12 protein-coding genes are annotated in these 16,264 nt (G+C 65.5%); 8 read left to right on the forward strand and 4 right to left on the reverse strand.

Translation table 11 applies throughout. The features are described from left to right. Positions 1 to 30: 30 nt before the first annotated feature. Positions 31 to 1,470: a dihydropyrimidinase gene (gene hydA, locus ABZE94_RS06905; RefSeq protein ID WP_372874801.1), complete on the reverse strand. Its 1,440-nt coding sequence runs from the start codon at positions 1,468 to 1,470 to the stop codon at positions 31 to 33. Positions 1,471 to 2,057: 587 nt separating this feature from the next. Here hydA and ABZE94_RS06910 point away from each other — a divergent pair. The 4 genes from ABZE94_RS06910 (at position 2,058) to ABZE94_RS06925 (ending at position 5,986) form a co-directional block, all read left to right on the forward strand. Next, entirely contained in the window at positions 2,058 to 3,545 is a 1,488-nt protein-coding gene (locus ABZE94_RS06910) for an NCS1 family nucleobase:cation symporter-1 (RefSeq protein ID WP_372874802.1), read from the forward strand. A gap of 123 nt (positions 3,546 to 3,668) precedes the next feature. Further along, on the forward strand, positions 3,669 to 4,952 hold the full coding sequence (locus tag ABZE94_RS06915) for a Zn-dependent hydrolase (protein WP_372874803.1): 1,284 nt from the start codon (positions 3,669 to 3,671) through the stop codon (positions 4,950 to 4,952). A 99-nt stretch (positions 4,953 to 5,051) separates the two neighbouring features. Continuing rightward, on the forward strand, positions 5,052 to 5,438 hold the full coding sequence (locus ABZE94_RS06920; protein ID WP_372874804.1) for an MAPEG family protein: 387 nt from the start codon (positions 5,052 to 5,054) through the stop codon (positions 5,436 to 5,438). A gap of 98 nt (positions 5,439 to 5,536) precedes the next feature. Beyond that, entirely contained in the window at positions 5,537 to 5,986 is a 450-nt protein-coding gene (locus ABZE94_RS06925; RefSeq protein WP_372874805.1) for a cytochrome c, read from the forward strand. Between the two features lie 243 nt (positions 5,987 to 6,229). Here ABZE94_RS06925 and ligB read toward each other — a convergent pair whose 3' ends face one another. From ligB to ABZE94_RS06940, 3 genes are all read right to left on the reverse strand, one after another. After that, positions 6,230 to 7,900 (reverse strand): NAD-dependent DNA ligase LigB, encoded by a 1,671-nt coding sequence (gene ligB, locus ABZE94_RS06930; RefSeq protein ID WP_372874806.1) that lies wholly within the window; start codon positions 7,898 to 7,900, stop codon positions 6,230 to 6,232. A 180-nt stretch (positions 7,901 to 8,080) separates the two neighbouring features. Continuing rightward, the gene (metK, locus tag ABZE94_RS06935; RefSeq protein WP_372874807.1) at positions 8,081 to 9,271 is read right to left on the reverse strand and encodes a methionine adenosyltransferase; all 1,191 of its coding nucleotides are present in this window, start codon (positions 9,269 to 9,271) and stop codon (positions 8,081 to 8,083) included. A gap of 19 nt (positions 9,272 to 9,290) precedes the next feature. Continuing rightward, entirely contained in the window at positions 9,291 to 10,304 is a 1,014-nt protein-coding gene (locus ABZE94_RS06940) for an ArsR/SmtB family transcription factor (RefSeq protein WP_372874808.1), read from the reverse strand. Positions 10,305 to 10,499: 195 nt separating this feature from the next. On the opposite strand from ABZE94_RS06940, the gene tkt reads away from it, so the two are divergent. The 4 genes from tkt (at position 10,500) to fba (ending at position 16,219) form a co-directional block, all read left to right on the forward strand. After that, on the forward strand, positions 10,500 to 12,497 hold the full coding sequence (gene tkt, locus ABZE94_RS06945; protein WP_372874809.1) for a transketolase: 1,998 nt from the start codon (positions 10,500 to 10,502) through the stop codon (positions 12,495 to 12,497). Positions 12,498 to 12,610: 113 nt separating this feature from the next. Next, a complete protein-coding gene (gene epd, locus ABZE94_RS06950; protein WP_372874810.1) occupies positions 12,611 to 13,669 on the forward strand; it encodes an erythrose-4-phosphate dehydrogenase in 1,059 nt (352 codons plus the stop codon). Positions 13,670 to 13,681: 12 nt separating this feature from the next. Next, positions 13,682 to 14,845, forward strand: coding sequence for a phosphoglycerate kinase (locus ABZE94_RS06955; RefSeq protein WP_372874811.1), 1,164 nt, complete (start codon positions 13,682 to 13,684; stop codon positions 14,843 to 14,845). Positions 14,846 to 15,154: 309 nt separating this feature from the next. After that, entirely contained in the window at positions 15,155 to 16,219 is a 1,065-nt protein-coding gene (gene fba, locus ABZE94_RS06960) for a class II fructose-bisphosphate aldolase (protein ID WP_238043574.1), read from the forward strand. Positions 16,220 to 16,264: the final 45 nt, after the last annotated feature.

The raw sequence follows: 16,264 nt of genomic DNA on the forward strand, positions 1-16,264 counted from the left end.
CGCTCCCACAGCTTCTTCGGTGTCCCTGGGTCAGCGCTTGACCGGCCTCGGCCGGTTCAGCTCGGCGCGTTTGCTCAGCAGGTCGAACACCGCCGGGTAGGCCGGGCGCTTGACGTAGCGGCCGGCACCGCGCTCGGCGCGCAGGTCGCCGTCGACCCAGACCAGCTTGCCCTGGCTAATGGTGTGGCTGGGCACGCCGCGTACGGTCTTGCCCTCGAAGATGTTGAAGTCGACCTGCTGGTGGTGGGTCTTGGCCGAGATGGTCCGGGTGCCCTGCGGATCCCAGAGCACCAGGTCGGCATCGGCGCCGACGCGCAGAGCGCCCTTGCGCGGGAACAGGTTGAAGATCTTCGCGGTGTTGGTGCTGGTCAGGGCGACGAAGTCATTCATCGACAGGCGGCCGCTATTGACCCCTTCGTCCCAGAGCACGGCCATGCGGTCTTCGATGCCGGCGGTGCCGTTGGGGATCTTGCTGAAGTCGTCGCGGCCGGCGGCTTTCTGATCGGCGCAGAAGCAGCAGTGGTCGGTGGCGGTGGTGTGCAGGTTGCCCGACTGCAGGCCGCGCCAGAGCGCGTCCTGATGGCCGCGCGGGCGGAACGGCGGGCTCATCACGTAGCCGGCGGCGGTCTGCCAGTCCGGGTGGCGGTAGACGCTGTCGTCGAGCAGCAGGTGGCCGGCCAGCACTTCGCCGTACACCGGCTGGCCCTTGGCCCGGGCGTAGGTGATCTCATCCAGGGCTTCCTGGGTCGAGACGTGTACCAGGTACAGCGGCGTGCCCAGGGTTTCGGCGATGCGAATGGCGCGGCTGGCGGCCTCGCCCTCGACCTGGGAGGGGCGCGACAGCGGATGCGCCTCGGGGCCGGTCAGGCCCTGGGCGAGCAGTTTGTTCTGCAGGTGATAGACCAATTCGCCGTTTTCCGCATGCACGGTGGGCACCGCGCCCAGCTGCAGGCAGCGCTCGAAGCTGGCCACCAGGGTGTCGTCGGCGGCCATGATGGCGTTCTTGTAGGCCATGAAGTGCTTGAAGCTGTTGACCCCGAACTTCGCCACCAGCTCGCCCATCTCGGCCGCGACCTGCTCGCTCCACCAGGTAATGGCGACGTGGAAGCCGTAGTCGGACGCGGACTTTTCCGCCCAGCCGCGCCAGGTGTGGTAGGCCTCGAGCAGCGACTGCTGCGGGTTGGGGATGACGAAGTCGATGATCGAGGTGGTGCCGCCGGCCAGGCCCGCGGCGGTGCCGCTGAAGAAGTCCTCGCTGGCCACCGTGCCCATGAAGGGCAGCTGCATGTGGGTGTGCGGGTCGATGCCGCCGGGCATCAGGTACTGGCCGCTGCCGTCGAGTACCTGGCTGCCGGCCGGGGCGTCGAGGTTGTCGCCGATCGCCTGGATCAGGCCGTCGGCACAGAGCAGGTCGGCGCGGTAGCTTTCTTCATGGGTGACCAGGGTGGCGCCACGGATCAACAGCGACATAGCGAGTACCTCTCGGGCTGACCGGTGCGTGCCGGTTCTTGGTGTTATGGCGGGTCAATCTGGCGGATTCATAAATCCTGTCAGGTGTGACAGGAATGAATCTAGTCCTAGCCTGGCGATTGAGCAAGATTATTTTTACAGCAAATTACTATGTAATTAAGTTATTGAAAAATAACGTTTAAATATTTAATACGCGGAAATTGTAAGGGAGTGGCCATTTTGACGAGCTTGACAAGATTGAGATTTAGTCGAGATTTGCAGTGGAAATTAAAGTGTCTGAGTCGGGTCCGTGACTGGCACGCGACGGTGCGGAAATGGTTGCCTGCACCAGTTTGAATCCTGACTATGTGGACAGGCATGCCGGGACGGCTGCCGATGAACGGACGATAGCTCTGCAAGGAGAGTGGGCGGTGTTGTAAAGTTGTTACAGATCAGATGGTTAGCTGGTTTCAGTAGGGCTGGTGAGGAGTTCGGCACGCTTATTGAGTGTTGCCGCTTCCGAGTCGGCCGGCTCTGAGACACAAAATACTCCGGCCATCGGCTCATCCCGATGAGCGAACAATCAGAACAATTCCTGGAGAGGCTCCATGCAACAGAGCAGATCGCAAGTGACCGAGCGCGATGGCCTGTACGAACTGGCCGCTGGCCCCGACGTACTCGACAGCCCGCGCTACAACCACGACATCGCCCCGACCAAGGTGCATGAGCGCACCTGGAACAAGTGGCACATCACCGCACTCTGGGTCGGCATGTCGATTTGTGTACCGACCTACACCCTCGGCGGGGTGCTGACCGCCTACTTCGGCTTGTCGGTCGGCGAGGCGCTGCTGGCGATCCTGCTGGCCAACATCGTGGTGCTGGCACCGCTGACCCTGAATGCCTTCCCCGGCACCAAGTACGGCATTCCCTTTCCGGTCCTGCTGCGTTCCTCCTTCGGCGTGATCGGCTCCAACGTGCCCTGTCTGATCCGGGCGGTGGTGGCCTGCGGCTGGTTCGGCATCCAGACCATGTTCGGCGGCCTGGCCATCCACCTGTTTCTCGGTTCGATCTTCGAGGGCTGGAAGGCCCTTGGCGGTACCGGCGAGGTGATCGGCTTCATGATCTTCTGGACCCTCAACCTGTGGGTGGTACTGCGTGGCGCCGAGTCGATCAAGTGGCTGGAAACCCTCTCGGCGCCGCTGCTGGTGCTGGTCGGTGCGGGCCTCCTGGTGTGGGCGATGCCCAATGTGTCGATGAGCGAACTGCTGGCGCAGCCGCCCACTCGCCCGGAAGGCGCCAGCGTGACGGGCTACTTTCTCGCCGGGTTGACCGCCATGGTCGGCTTCTGGGCCACCCTGTCGCTGAACATTCCGGACTTCAGTCGTTATGCCAAGAGCCAGAAGGACCAGATCCTCGGCCAGATCATCGGTCTGCCGTTGACCATGTTCCTGTTCGCCTCCCTCGGCGTGGTGCTGACCGCCGCGTCGGCCTCGCTGGTCGGTGAAACCGTGTCCGATCCGGTCAGCCTGATCGGACACATCCAGAGCCCCGGCTGGGTCGCCCTGGCCATGGCGCTGATCATAGTGGCGACCCTGTCGACCAACACCGCGGCGAACATCGTCTCGCCAACCAACGACTTCCAGAACATCGCGCCCAAGCTGATCAACCGCACCAAGGCGGTGCTGCTCACCGGTTTTGTCGGTCTCGGCCTGATGGCCCACGAACTGCTGAAGAAACTCGGCCTGCTGGTCTCGGACCTGAGTCTGGAAAGCGTCTATTCCAACTGGTTGCTGGGCTATTCCAGCCTGCTCGGGCCGATCGCCGGGATCATGGTGGTGGACTACTTCCTGATCAAGAAACAGCAACTCGACCTGGCCGGGCTGTACCGCGACGACGTCTACCCGGCATGGAACTGGATCGGATTTGTCGCCTTTGGCGTGCCGGTGGCGCTGACCCTGCTGTCGCTGGGCAGCAACGCCTTCAGCTGGTTCTATGACTACGGCTGGTTCACTGGCTCCTTCCTTGGCGGCCTGCTCTATTTCGGCTTGTGCAGCCTGCGCCGCGCGCAACCGCTGGTGGCCAAGGCACCGGTGTGAGGCAAAAGCAGCACGGGTAATGACAGCCCGCACCCGTAGGCGCGGGCCATGCCCGCGATGCGATCCAGCAGACGCGCCCATCTCCAGCGGGCGAGTCACAGATGACAGAACGAGGAGATCGGCATGAACACGGCAGAGAACGTCCTGCAGTCCAGCCAAGCGCATATCGACGGCGAGCGCCTGTGGCAGTCGCTGATGGAGCTGGCCAAGCTCGGTGCCACCGTCAAGGGCGGGGTCTGTCGCCTGGCCCTGACCGACCTGGATCGCCAGGCCCGCGACCTGTTCGTGCGCTGGTGCGAAGAGGCCGGTTGCACGGTGACGGTCGATGCGGTCGGCAATATCTTCGCTCGCCGCCCCGGGCGTAATTCCGAGCTGCCGCCGGTGATGACCGGCAGTCATATCGACACCCAGCCCACCGGCGGCAAGTTCGACGGCTGCTTCGGCGTGCTCGCCGGCCTGGAGGTGCTGCGCACCCTCAATGACCTGGGCGTGCAGACCGAGGCGCCGCTGGAGGTGGTGGTCTGGACCAACGAGGAAGGCTCGCGCTTTGCCCCCTGCATGATGGGCTCGGGGGTGTTTGCCGAGAAGTTCACGTTGCAAGAAACCCTGGCCAAGCGCGATGCCGAGGGCGTCACGGTGGGCGAGGCGCTGAATGCCATCGGCTATGCCGGCAGCCGTGCGGTGAGCGGGCATGCGGTAGGCGCCTATTTCGAGGCGCATATCGAGCAGGGACCGATCCTCGAAGATCAACGCAAGACCATCGGCGTGGTGCTCGGCGCGCTCGGGCAGAAGTGGTTCGACCTGAGCCTCAAGGGCGTCGAGGCGCATGCCGGGCCGACCCCGATGCACCTGCGCAAGGACGCCCTGGTCGGCGCCGCCGCCGTGGTCGCCGCGGTCAACCGGGTGGCCCTGGAGCACCAGCCGCACGCCTGCGGCACCGTCGGTTGCCTGCAGGCCTATCCCGGTTCGCGCAACGTGATCCCCGGCGAGGTGCGCATGACCCTGGATTTCCGTCACCTCGAGCCGGCGCGCCTGGATTCGATGATCGAAGAGGTGCGCGGGGTGATCGACGCGACCTGTGCCCAGCACGGCCTGAGTTTCGAGCTGACCCCCACCGCCGATTTCCCGCCGCTGTATTTCGAGCCGGGCTGTGTCGAGGCGGTGCGCGGCGCGGCGCAGGGCCTGGGGCTGTCGCATATGGATATCGTCAGCGGTGCCGGGCACGACGCGATCTTCCTCGCCGAACTGGGCCCAGCCGGGATGATCTTCGTACCCTGCGAGGGCGGCATCAGCCACAACGAGATCGAGAATGCCGCGCCGGCCGATCTGGCCGCAGGTTGCGCGGTGCTGCTGCGGGCGATGCTGGCCGCGTCAGCAGCCGTCGGCAAAGGCAAACAGGCGGCCTGATTGGCCGATACGCCATCGAATGGTGGCGATTGGGCGATGGACGACCGCTGGTCGGCAGTACAAGCTTGGGGCCCGCTGTCCCCAAGCTATGGAGTGCCCATGACAACTGCCTACTGGTGCGTGCTGGTCGCGCTGTTTCTGCCTTACCTGTCCACCGTCACGGCCAAGGCTGTCAGCGGTGGCTTCAGCCCCAGGCACAACTATGATCCGCGGGCGTTGCTGGATAACCTCAGCGGCATCGGCCGGCGCGCCAACAATGCCCAGCTAAACAGCTTCGAGGTCACCCCGGCGTTCGCCGCGGCGGTGATCATCGCCCACCTGGCCGGCGGCGCTGAGCAGGGCTTGCTCGATCAGTTGGCCATCGCCTTCGTGATCAGTCGTGTGCTGTATTGGCTCTGCTACCTGGCCGATTGGGCGGCAGTACGCTCGCTGGTGTGGTTCGTGGGTATGGGGCTGATCATCAGCCTGTTCGTGGTTTCGGCTTGAGCCGCTGACATCTGCGGCAAAACACCACGCTTGGCCCGCTGGCAATGTATGACGATACTGTCGGCCTGTTAGCCCAAGCTGTTTGTCGTGAAGGTGTTATGAAGCTGAAAAGCCTGTTCCTCGTTGTGCTTGCCCTGACCCTGACCGCTTGCGGGGGTGTCGATCCGAATTCACCGCAGGGCCAGCGCCAGGCCATCTTCAAGCAGATGCTCAAGGTCAGTGAAGACCTCGGCGGCATGCTGCGTGGGCGCATCCCCTTCAAGGAGCAACGTTTCGTCAGCGGGGCGGCCGAACTCGATCAACTGGCCCGCGCGCCCTGGCAGCACTTCCCCCAGGTCAAGGAAGAGGGCGGTGAAACCCGCGCCAAGGATGAAGTCTGGCAGCGCCAGGCGCGTTTCCAGCAACTGGCACGCGAGTTGGAAGCCGGCACGGCCGCGCTGGTTGCCGCGACCGCTGCCCTGCCGCTGAAAAGTACCGATCTGGCCGCGCCCGTGCAGCGTGTCGAGGACAGTTGCAAGGCTTGCCACGAGGAGTTTCGCGCGTTCTAGTGCGCGTTGCGCCTCTCATCAAACAACTAATATCTCATTGATTTTATTGGTTATTGTAGGAGCGGCTTTAGCCGCGAATTCTTCGCGGCACAGCACAGCTTCGTGGCTGAAGCGGAACGCCGCCCGGCCGCTCCTACAGGGTCCGACATTTCAGAGTTGACGCGACACTGGGAGCCTGTTGCTTCGCGGCCTGATCCCAGGCCAGATCGCGGTATAAGTTGCGGATAGGTGGTGCGCGCCGGCTTAAAACCCCGCGACTCCTGCCGTACGCAGTCGCTCGCGCAGGGCCTGGACTTCCGGGTGGCGAAAGAACGCCTGCAGCTGCGCCGCGCGGCTCGGGCCTATGCCTGGCTGGCGCTGCCACTCCCCGCGGCTGCGCTGCGCCAGCTCATCCCAGTCGTCCGCCAGCGGCGCCGCGCCGCTGGGCGGCAGGCCGAGCGCGCGCAGCCAGTCGGCAAAGGGTCGTTGCCGGGCCAGGGCAAAGCTCTGGGCGAGCGTGCCGGCGCTGCGCGGGCCTAAACCGGGTACCTCGGCTAACTGCACGGCGGAGAGCGTCAGCCAGTCGAGCAGGCCGTCGAGTTGCTGCGCCTGCAACAGCTTGTCCCAGGTGCCGGGGCCGACCCCGGGGAGCGCCAACCCCCGTTTGCCACCGAGCCAGGCCAGGCGCGCGCGGAACTGGCTGGTGCAGGCCGGCGTCGCCCGCCAGCAGCTCAGGGCATGGTAGTCGCCGCTTTGCGGGGCCTCGACCGCTGGGCGTTGCTGGCTGCGCCAGACCACGCTGTCCAGTTTCGGAATGGTCAGCCCGGCCAGTTGGATGGCGACCTGATCGCCGGGGCGAATGTCCAGGCTGTGCCAGCGTTGCAGCGAGCCGAGGCTGACATATTCGATCCTGCGCTCGTCCAGCCTGATCGGCTGCAAGCGCAGCACCGGGGTGATGCGGCCGCGGCGGCCAATGCGGAAATCCACCGCCTGCACCACCGCCAGCGCCTGACTCAGCGGGTATTTCCAGGCCGCCGCCCAGTGCGGTGGTTCGGCTTGCCAGCGCTGCGCCGGCGGTCGGCTGCCCTGGCGCAGCACCACGCCGTCGCTGGCGAAGGGCAGGGCGCTGCGGTACCAGTGCTGGCGCCAGTGGCTGGCCTGGGTGAAGTCGCCGATCGGCTGACTGAGGCGCCGGCTGTCGACAAAACCCAGGGCCTCGAGGCCCTGCAGGCGCTCGCGCATCTCGGCTGGGCCGTCCGGCCAGTCCCAGACGAACAGGCCGATGCCGGCGGCGTCTTGCTCGCCGAGGCTGTGGCGCGCCAGCAGCCCTGCGACCCGGCCGCGCGCGCCGCGGCCGCCGGAGGTGGCTTGCACATGTTCGGGCAGGCGCCAATAGAGTTCGCCTTGCAGGGTCAGGTCGTGCGGCGTCGGCAGGCGTTGCGGGATCGCCGGCAGACGCCGTGCCTGGACGGTCCAGTCCTGGCCGTGGCGGCCGTCACCCCGGCTGATGGCCTGCTGCAGATGACCGGCGCGATAGACCAGGGTGACCGCCACGCCATCGACCTTGGGCTGGATCCACAGGTCTTCGCGGGTCGCCATCCAGTCGCGCACCGCGGCGTCGTCCGCCAGCTTGCGCAGCCCGGTCTGCATCACCGGATGGGCAATGCGCCCGGCGCTGCCGGCCAGGGGGTCAGGCGGCATGCCGATCCCGGCAAAGCAGCTGCGCCACTGCTCCAGCTGGGCGAGCGCCTGGTCGTAGACTTCGTCCGCCACCAGGGACACGCCCTGGCGGTGATAGGCATTATCCCAGGCGGCGACCTGTGCGCCGAGTGCGGTTATTTCCCGCGTGGCCCGCGCCTCGGGCCAGTCGGGACAAGGGCCGGCCCCGGCATCGAGGGCGAGGGAAATGAGCAGTGGCGCGATCCAGGTCTTCATCATGAGCGTCCTTGCTCGGAAGTGATGCCGGGAAGACTAGTTCAATCCGCCACCGGTGGACGCAGAGAGTTTCTGGGGCCGCCGCCGGCAGGGTGTGAGTCCGGGAGGGGTGTCAGTCATCCGGATTGCGGGCAACAAAAAGCCCCGCACGGGGCGGGGCTCTCGGTTTTGCTGGCGGGTTTACAAACCGCCGGCGGCGCGCAGTTCGGCGGCCTTGTCGGTTCTTTCCCAGGTGAAGGCGGTGAAGATGTCGTCGTCGACGGTCATCTCGACCGGGGTGCGGCCGAAGTGGCCGTAGGCCGCGGTCGCCTGGTACATCGGGTGCAGCAGGTCGAGCATCCGGGTGATCGCGTACGGGCGCAGGTCGAAGTGCTCGCGTATCAGCTGGATGATCATGTCGTCGCTGATCTTGCCGGTGCCGAAGGTATTGACCGAAATCGAGGTCGGCTGGGCCACGCCGATGGCGTAGGACACCTGGATCTCGCAGCGCTCGGCCAAACCTGCAGCGACTATGTTCTTGGCCACGTAACGACCGGCGTAAGCCGCCGAACGGTCGACCTTGGACGGGTCCTTGCCGGAGAAGGCGCCGCCGCCGTGACGGGCCATGCCGCCGTAGGTGTCGACGATGATCTTGCGCCCGGTCAGGCCGCAGTCGCCCACCGGGCCGCCGATGACGAACTTGCCGGTCGGGTTGATGTGGTACTGGGTGCCCTTGTGCAGCAATTCGGCGGGCAGGGTGTGCTTGACGATCAGTTCCATGACCGCTTCCTGCAGGTCGGACTGGCTGATTTCCGGGTTGTGCTGGGTCGACAGCACCACCGCGTCGATGCCGACCACCTTGCCGTCTTCATAGCGGCAGGTGACCTGGGACTTGGCGTCCGGGCGCAGCCACGGCAGCAGGCCGGACTTGCGCGCTTCGGCCTGGCGCTCGACCAGGCGGTGGCTGAGGACGATAGGCGCGGGCATCAGCACGTCGGTTTCGTTGCTGGCGTAGCCGAACATCAGGCCCTGGTCGCCGGCGCCCTGGTCTTCCGGTTTGGCCCGGTCGACGCCCTGGTTGATGTCCGGCGACTGCTTGCCGATGATGTTCAGGACGCCGCAGGTGGCGCCGTCGAAACCCACGTCGGAGCTGGTGTAGCCGATGTCGCAGATGACGTCGCGGACGATCTGCTCGAGGTCGACCCAGGCGCTGGTGGTGACTTCGCCGGCGACAATCGCCACGCCGGTCTTGACCAGGGTTTCGCAGGCCACGCGGGCGTGTTTGTCCTTGGCGATGATGGCGTCGAGCACCGCATCGGAAATCTGGTCGGCGATCTTGTCGGGATGGCCTTCGGAGACGGACTCGGAGGTAAAGAGGGAGTATTCGCTCATCGATCGGTTTTCCTATTGTTTACCGGTGGCTGAGAGCGGCCCGTGGGCCTGTGTGTTGATCTGGCTTGGCGAAGTGCCGCACCTGAATCTGGAAACCATTGCGCAAACCCACGTACAGGCTTTCGCCCGGCGTGAGTCCCGCGGCGACCGCCCAGCGGGCCAGGTCGTCCTGTTCGAAACCGAGCCAGAGATCGCCGCAGGCTTGCCGGGCCCAGCTCTGGTTGTGGCTGCACAGCTCGGTGATCAGCAGGCTGCCGCCGCTTTTCACCTGCCGGGCCAGTCGTTTCAGCGCCTCGGCGGGAGCGGCGAAATGGTGCAGGACCATGTTCAGTACCACGCAGTCGGCGGCCGGGTAGTCATCGTTGAGGGCATCGGCGAGTCGCAGCTCGACGTTGCCCAGGCCTTCTTGTTCGCAGCGCGTGCGCGCCAGTTCGAGCATCGCCGGGCTGTTGTCCAGCGCCGTGACCTGACCGAAGCGGCGCGCCAGCTCGGGCAGGAAGGCACCGTCGCCGGGGCCGATTTCCAATGCCGTGGCCTGCGCCGCGAAACCCAGGGCGTCGAGCAGCGACAGCAGGCTGTCGCGGTACTGCGGCAAGCCGGCGATCAGGTCCTGCTGGGCCTGAAAGCTGGCCGCCGTGCGGGCGAAAAAATCCTGGCTGGCGGCGGCGCGCTGGCTGTGCACCTCGGCGATCCGCGCCTGGATGGCGCTGGGCAGCGCCAGGGCATCGACTTCATCGAGCAGCGCCGCGTGCAGGGTGCCGCCGAGGCGCTCGCCTTGGGCCAGGGCGCGCCGGTAGAAGATCGCGTTGCCTTCGCGCCGCGTGGCCACCAGGCCGGCCTGGGCCAGCACCTTCAAGTGGTGGCTCATGCCGGACTGGCCGGTGGCGAAGATCTGCGCCAGTTCCAGCACGCCGAACGAGTCGTTGGTCAGGGCGCGCAGCACGTTCAGGCGCAACGGGTCGCCGCCGGCCTTGCACAGGGCGGCCAGTTCGTCGACGGGCTCGAAACGCAGTTGGGGGGCGCGCATATTCATAAGCTGCGCAGTCTAGTCGGTCATTTTTCATCCAGCAATACCAATATCAAAAAGTTTTGATATTGGTATTGCTGGCGCCGAAGCCAGAAAACATTGGCTCTGCGACTATCTGTCATTGCCCCGGCGGGCTCCACTGGGCGAAAATGGCCGCCTTTTTCGACCTTCCTGTTGCAAAAACCCGTAGGAGAATCAGTGATGCCCAGCCGTCGTGAGCGAGCCAATGCCATTCGTGCCCTGAGCATGGATGCCGTGCAGAAAGCCAACAGCGGTCACCCGGGCGCCCCTATGGGGATGGCGGACATCGCCGAAGTCCTCTGGCGCGACTACCTCAAGCACAACCCGAGCAACCCGAGCTTCGCCGACCGCGACCGCTTCGTGCTGTCCAACGGTCACGGCTCGATGCTGGTCTACTCGTTGCTGCACCTGACCGGCTACGACCTGGGCATCGAAGACCTCAAGCAATTCCGCCAGCTGCACAGCCGCACTCCGGGCCACCCGGAATACGGCTACACCCCGGGCGTGGAGACCACCACCGGTCCGCTCGGCCAGGGTCTGGCCAACGCGGTGGGCTTCGCCCTCGCCGAGAAGGTCCTGGGCGCGCAGTTCAACCGCGAAGGCCACCAGATCGTCGACCACTTCACCTACGTGTTCCTCGGCGACGGCTGCATGATGGAAGGCATCAGCCACGAGGTCAGCTCGCTGGCCGGCACCCTCGGCCTAGGCAAGCTGATCGCCTTCTATGACGACAACGGCATTTCCATCGACGGCGAAGTCGAGGGCTGGTTCACCGACGACACGCCGAAGCGCTTCGAGGCCTACGGCTGGCAGGTGATCCGCAATGTCGACGGCCACGACGCCGAAGAAATCAAGATCGCCCTCGAGACCGCGCGCAAGAGCGAGCAGCCGACCCTGATCTGCTGCAAGACCACCATCGGCTTCGGCTCGCCGAACAAGCAGGGCAAGGAAGACTGCCACGGTGCACCGCTGGGCGTCGACGAGATCGCCCTGACCCGCGCCGCCCTGGGCTGGAATCACGGCCCGTTCGAGATCCCGGCCGATATCTATGCCGAGTGGGACGCCAAGCAGGCCGGTGCCGCTGCCGAAGCCGAGTGGGACCAGCGCCTCAAAGCCTACGCCGCCGCCTACCCCGAGCTGGCCAGCGAGTTCAAGCGGCGTATCGCCGGCGAGCTGCCGGCCGATTTCGCCGAGAAGGCCGCCGCCTATATCCAGCAAGTCGCCGAGAAGGGCGAGACCATCGCCAGCCGCAAGGCCAGCCAGAACGCGCTGAATGCCTTCGGCCCGCTGCTGCCGGAGTTCCTCGGCGGTTCGGCCGACCTGGCCGGTTCCAACCTGACCCTGTGGAAGGGCTGCAAGGGCGTCTCCGCCGAAGACGCCGCCGGCAACTACATGTTCTACGGCGTGCGCGAGTTCGGCATGAGCGCGATCATGAACGGCATCGCCCTGCATGGCGGCTTCGTGCCCTATGGCGCGACCTTCCTGGTGTTCATGGAATACGCCTGCAACGCCGTGCGCATGGCGGCGCTGATCAAGAAGCGCGTGCTGTTCGTCTACACCCATGACTCCATCGGTCTCGGCGAAGACGGTCCGACCCACCAGCCGATCGAGCAGCTGGCCAGCCTGCGCTGCACGCCGAACCTGAACACCTGGCGTCCCTGCGACGCGGTGGAGTCGGCAGTGGCCTGGAAGTGCGCGATCGAACGCAACGACGGTCCCAGCGCCCTGATCTTCAGCCGGCAGAACCTGACGCACCAGATGCGCTCCGCCCAGCAGTTGGCCGACATCGCCCGCGGCGCCTATGTACTCAAGGACTGCACGGGCGAGCCGGAGCTGATCCTGATCGCCACCGGTTCGGAAGTCGGCCTGGCGGTCGCCGCCTACGAGCAGCTGAGCGCGCAAGGCCGCAAGGTGCGCGTGGTGTCGATGCCGTCGACCAGCGTGTTCGATGCGCAGGACGCCGCTTACAAGCAGGCCGTGCTGCCGCTGCAGGTGGGCGCGCGGATCGCCATCGAGGCCGCCCATGCCGACTTCTGGTACAAGTACGTCGGCCTCGAGGGCCGGGTGATCGGCATGACCAGCTTCGGCGAGTCCGCCCCGGCGCCGGCGCTGTTCGAGCACTTCGGCTTCACCGTCGAAAACCTGCTGGAAACCGCCGCCGAGCTGCTGGAAGACTGACCCATGTAGGATGGGTTGAGCTTGCGATACCCATCCTGCCGATTGATGGGTATCGCTTCGCTCAGGCTACGCGCCTCGCCCCATCCTACGGTCGCCATCCATTCGAGATCGCCATGTCCAATCGCCCTTACAGAATCGCCCTCAACGGCTACGGCCGCATCGGTCGCTGCGTGTTGCGCGCGCTGCATGAACGCGGTGCCGGGGCGCGCCTGGAAATAGTCGCGCTGAACGATCTGGCCGACCAGGCCAGCATCGAATACCTGACCCGCTTCGACTCCACCCACGGGCGTTTTCCCGGCGAGGTGAGGGTCGACGGCGACTGCCTGCATATCAATGGCGGCTGCGTGCGGGTGCTGCGCCAGGCGACGCCGGAAGGCATCGACTGGGCGGCGCTGGACATCGACCTGTTGCTCGAGTGCTCCGGCGCCTATCACACCCGCGCCGACGCGCAGCGCTTCCTCGCGGCCGGCGCGCCGCGGGTGCTGTTCTCCCAGCCGATGGCCAGCGAAACCGCGGTCGATGCCACCGTGGTCTTCGGGGTCAATCAGCAGTGCCTGACGGGCGACGAGCAGCTGTTGTCCAACGCCTCCTGCACCACCAATTGCGGGGTGCCGCTGCTCAAGCTGCTCAACGAGGCGGTGGGCCTGGAGTACGTCTCCATCACCACCATCCACTCGGCGATGAACGATCAGCCGGTGATCGACGCCTACCACCACGAAGACCTGCGCCGCACGCGTTCGGCCTTCCAGTCGGTGATTCCGGTGTCCACCGGCCTGGCCCGCGGTATCGAACGGCTGCTGCCGGAACTAAGCGGGCGGATTCAGGCCAAAGCCATACGCGTGCCGACGGTAAACGTGTCCTGCCTGGACATCACCCTGCAGACCGCGCGTGACACCAGCGCCGAGGAAATCAATCGGGTGCTGCGTCAGGCCGCCGAGAGTGGCCCGCTGCAGGGCCTGCTCGCCTACACCGAGTTGCCCCATGCCAGTTGCGACTTCAACCACGACCCGCACTCGGCCATCGTCGATGGCAGCCAGACCCGGGTTTCCGGGCCGCGCCTGGTCAATCTGCTGGCCTGGTTCGACAACGAGTGGGGCTTTGCCAATCGCATGCTCGACGTGGCCGAACATTTTCTCGCCGTATCCACCACAGCTGTTCAACCAGCCCCTTAAAGGACTGATTCCATGACCGTTCTGAAGATGATCGACCTCGACCTCCAGGGTCAGCGCGTGTTGATCCGCGAAGACCTCAACGTGCCGGTAAAAGACGGCGCGGTGACGAGCGACGCGCGCATCCTCGCCGCGCTGCCGACCATTAAGCTGGCCCTGGAAAAGGGTGCGGCGGTAATGGTCTGCTCGCACCTGGGGCGCCCGAGCGAGGGCGAATACTCCGCGGAAAACAGCCTCAAGCCGGTCGCCGACTACCTGAGCCGCGCGCTCGACCGTGAAGTGCCGCTGCTGCGCGATTACCTCGGCGGCATCGCGGTCCAGCCCGGCGAACTGGTACTGCTGGAAAACGTACGCTTCAATCCGGGCGAGAAGAAAAACAGCGACGAACTGGCCCGGCAATACGCCGCACTCTGCGACGTGTTCGTCATGGACGCCTTCGGCACCGCCCACCGCGCCCAGGGCTCGACCCATGGCGTGGCCAAGTTCGCCAAAGTCGCTTGCGCCGGTCCGCTGCTGGCGGCCGAGCTGGATGCCCTGGGCAAGGCGCTGGGCAATCCGGCCAAGCCGATGGCGGCCATCGTCGCCGGCTCCAAGGTGTCGACCAAGCTCGATGTGCTCAACAGCCTGAGCCAGGTCTGTGACCAGCTGATTGTCGGCGGCGGCATCGCCAACACCTTTCTCGCCGCCGCCGGTTTCCCGGTCGGCAAGTCGTTGTACGAGGCCGATCTGCTGGATACCGCCAAGGCCATCGCCGCCAAGGTCAGCGTGCCGCTGCCGGTGGACGTGGTGGTGGCCAAGGCCTTTGCCGAAGACGCCGAAGCGACCGTCAAGCTGGTCGCCGATGTGAGCGAGGACGACATGATCCTCGACATCGGCCCGCAGACCGCGCGGCAATTCGCCGAGCTGCTGAAATCGTCGAAGACCATTCTGTGGAACGGTCCGGTCGGGGTGTTCGAGTTCGACCAGTTCGGCAACGGCACCAAGGTGCTGGCCGAAGCCATCGCCGCCAGCCCGGCGTTCTCGATTGCCGGTGGTGGCGACACCCTGGCGGCCATCGACAAATACGCCGTGGCCGACAAGATTTCCTATATCTCCACCGGCGGCGGCGCCTTCCTCGAGTTCGTCGAGGGCAAGGTGTTGCCAGCCGTGGAAGTGCTGGAACAGCGCGCCAAGGGCTAGCAGGCTGTTGCTCGGGAAGGCCGTGGCCGGGCTGAACCAGGCTCCCCGTGGGTTGTCGATTGACATGCGCGCGGCGTGGGCCGGCTATCCTTTCACCGCTAGGGCGAAGAAGGGCTGGTCTGCTCGGTCGCTGCCGATGACGTACTCGGCCACCCTGGCGGCTTCGTTCGGATGTAATCCGGGCTGCGAATTTCATCCCCTGGTGCGCCAGGGGCGGACGAGCTGACCCCTTGTCCCTGAATACTTGAATAGCGCCTGCCCCTGCGGCAGGCTGCACGATTAACGAATCCCTCCGGGAGAAAGAACACCATGGCACTTATCAGCATGCGCCAGATGCTCGACCACGCCGCCGAATTCGGCTACGGCGTGCCGGCTTTCAACGTCAACAACCTCGAACAGATGCGCGCGATCATGGAAGCGGCCGACAAGACCGATTCCCCGGTGATCGTCCAGGCTTCCGCCGGTGCCCGCAAGTACGCTGGCGCGCCCTTCCTGCGCCACCTGATCCTGGCCGCCATCGAAGAATTCCCGCATATCCCGGTGTGCATGCACCAGGACCACGGCACCAGTCCTGACGTCTGCCAGCGCTCGATCCAGCTGGGCTTCAGCTCGGTGATGATGGACGGCTCGCTGAAAGAAGACGGCAAGACCCCGGCCGACTACGACTACAACGTTGCCGTGACCCAGCAGACCGTAGCCTTCGCCCACGCCTGCGGCGTATCGGTGGAAGGTGAGCTGGGTTGCCTGGGCAGCCTGGAAACCGGCATGGCCGGCGAAGAAGACGGCGTCGGCGCCGAAGGCGTGCTCGACCACAGCCAGATGCTCACCGACCCGGAAGAAGCCGCCGACTTCGTCAAACGCACCCAGGTCGACGCCCTGGCCATCGCCATCGGCACCAGCCACGGCGCCTACAAGTTCACCAAGCCGCCGACCGGCGACATCCTCGCCATCGACCGGATCAAGGAGATCCACAAGCGCATCCCCAACACCCACCTGGTGATGCACGGTTCTTCTTCGGTGCCGCAGGAGTGGCTGGCGATCATCAACCAGTACGGCGGTGACATCAAAGAAACCTACGGCGTGCCGGTCGAAGAAATCGTCGAAGGCATCAAGTTCGGCGTGCGCAAGGTCAACATCGACACCGACCTGCGCCTGGCGTCCACCGGTGCCATGCGCCGCCTGATGGCGACCAATCCGAGCGAGTTCGATCCGCGCAAGTTCTTCGGCGCCACCGTGACCGCCATGCGCGACATCTGCATCGCCCGCTACGAAGCCTTCGGCACCGCCGGCAACGCCTCGAAGATCAAGCCGATCTCCCTGGAAGCCATGTTCCAGCGTTACGCCAAGGGCGAGTTGGCCGCCAAGGTCAACTAACCCTCGGCTGCAACGAAAAGCCCGCTCTCGAGCGCAATGCTGTTC

This window comes from Pseudomonas sp. (assembly GCF_041601375.1).
GTDB lineage: Bacteria > Pseudomonadota > Gammaproteobacteria > Pseudomonadales > Pseudomonadaceae > Aquipseudomonas.

Bases quoted from the DNA above. Each gene is read 5' to 3' on its own strand.
- ABZE94_RS06910 (WP_372874802.1), top strand. From the start codon at position 2,058: ATGCAACAGAGCAGATCGCAAGTGACCGAGCGCGATGGCCTGTACGAA.
- metK (WP_372874807.1), bottom strand. From the start codon at position 9,271: ATGAGCGAATACTCCCTCTTTACCTCCGAGTCCGTCTCCGAAGGCCAT.
- epd (WP_372874810.1), top strand. From the start codon at position 12,611: ATGTCCAATCGCCCTTACAGAATCGCCCTCAACGGCTACGGCCGCATC.
- hydA (WP_372874801.1), bottom strand. From the start codon at position 1,470: ATGTCGCTGTTGATCCGTGGCGCCACCCTGGTCACCCATGAAGAAAGC.
- tkt (WP_372874809.1), top strand. From the start codon at position 10,500: ATGCCCAGCCGTCGTGAGCGAGCCAATGCCATTCGTGCCCTGAGCATG.
- ABZE94_RS06925 (WP_372874805.1), top strand. From the start codon at position 5,537: ATGAAGCTGAAAAGCCTGTTCCTCGTTGTGCTTGCCCTGACCCTGACC.
- ABZE94_RS06920 (WP_372874804.1), top strand. From the start codon at position 5,052: ATGACAACTGCCTACTGGTGCGTGCTGGTCGCGCTGTTTCTGCCTTAC.
- ABZE94_RS06915 (WP_372874803.1), top strand. From the start codon at position 3,669: ATGAACACGGCAGAGAACGTCCTGCAGTCCAGCCAAGCGCATATCGAC.
- ABZE94_RS06940 (WP_372874808.1), bottom strand. From the start codon at position 10,304: ATGAATATGCGCGCCCCCCAACTGCGTTTCGAGCCCGTCGACGAACTG.
- ligB (WP_372874806.1), bottom strand. From the start codon at position 7,900: ATGAAGACCTGGATCGCGCCACTGCTCATTTCCCTCGCCCTCGATGCC.
- ABZE94_RS06955 (WP_372874811.1), top strand. From the start codon at position 13,682: ATGACCGTTCTGAAGATGATCGACCTCGACCTCCAGGGTCAGCGCGTG.
- fba (WP_238043574.1), top strand. From the start codon at position 15,155: ATGGCACTTATCAGCATGCGCCAGATGCTCGACCACGCCGCCGAATTC.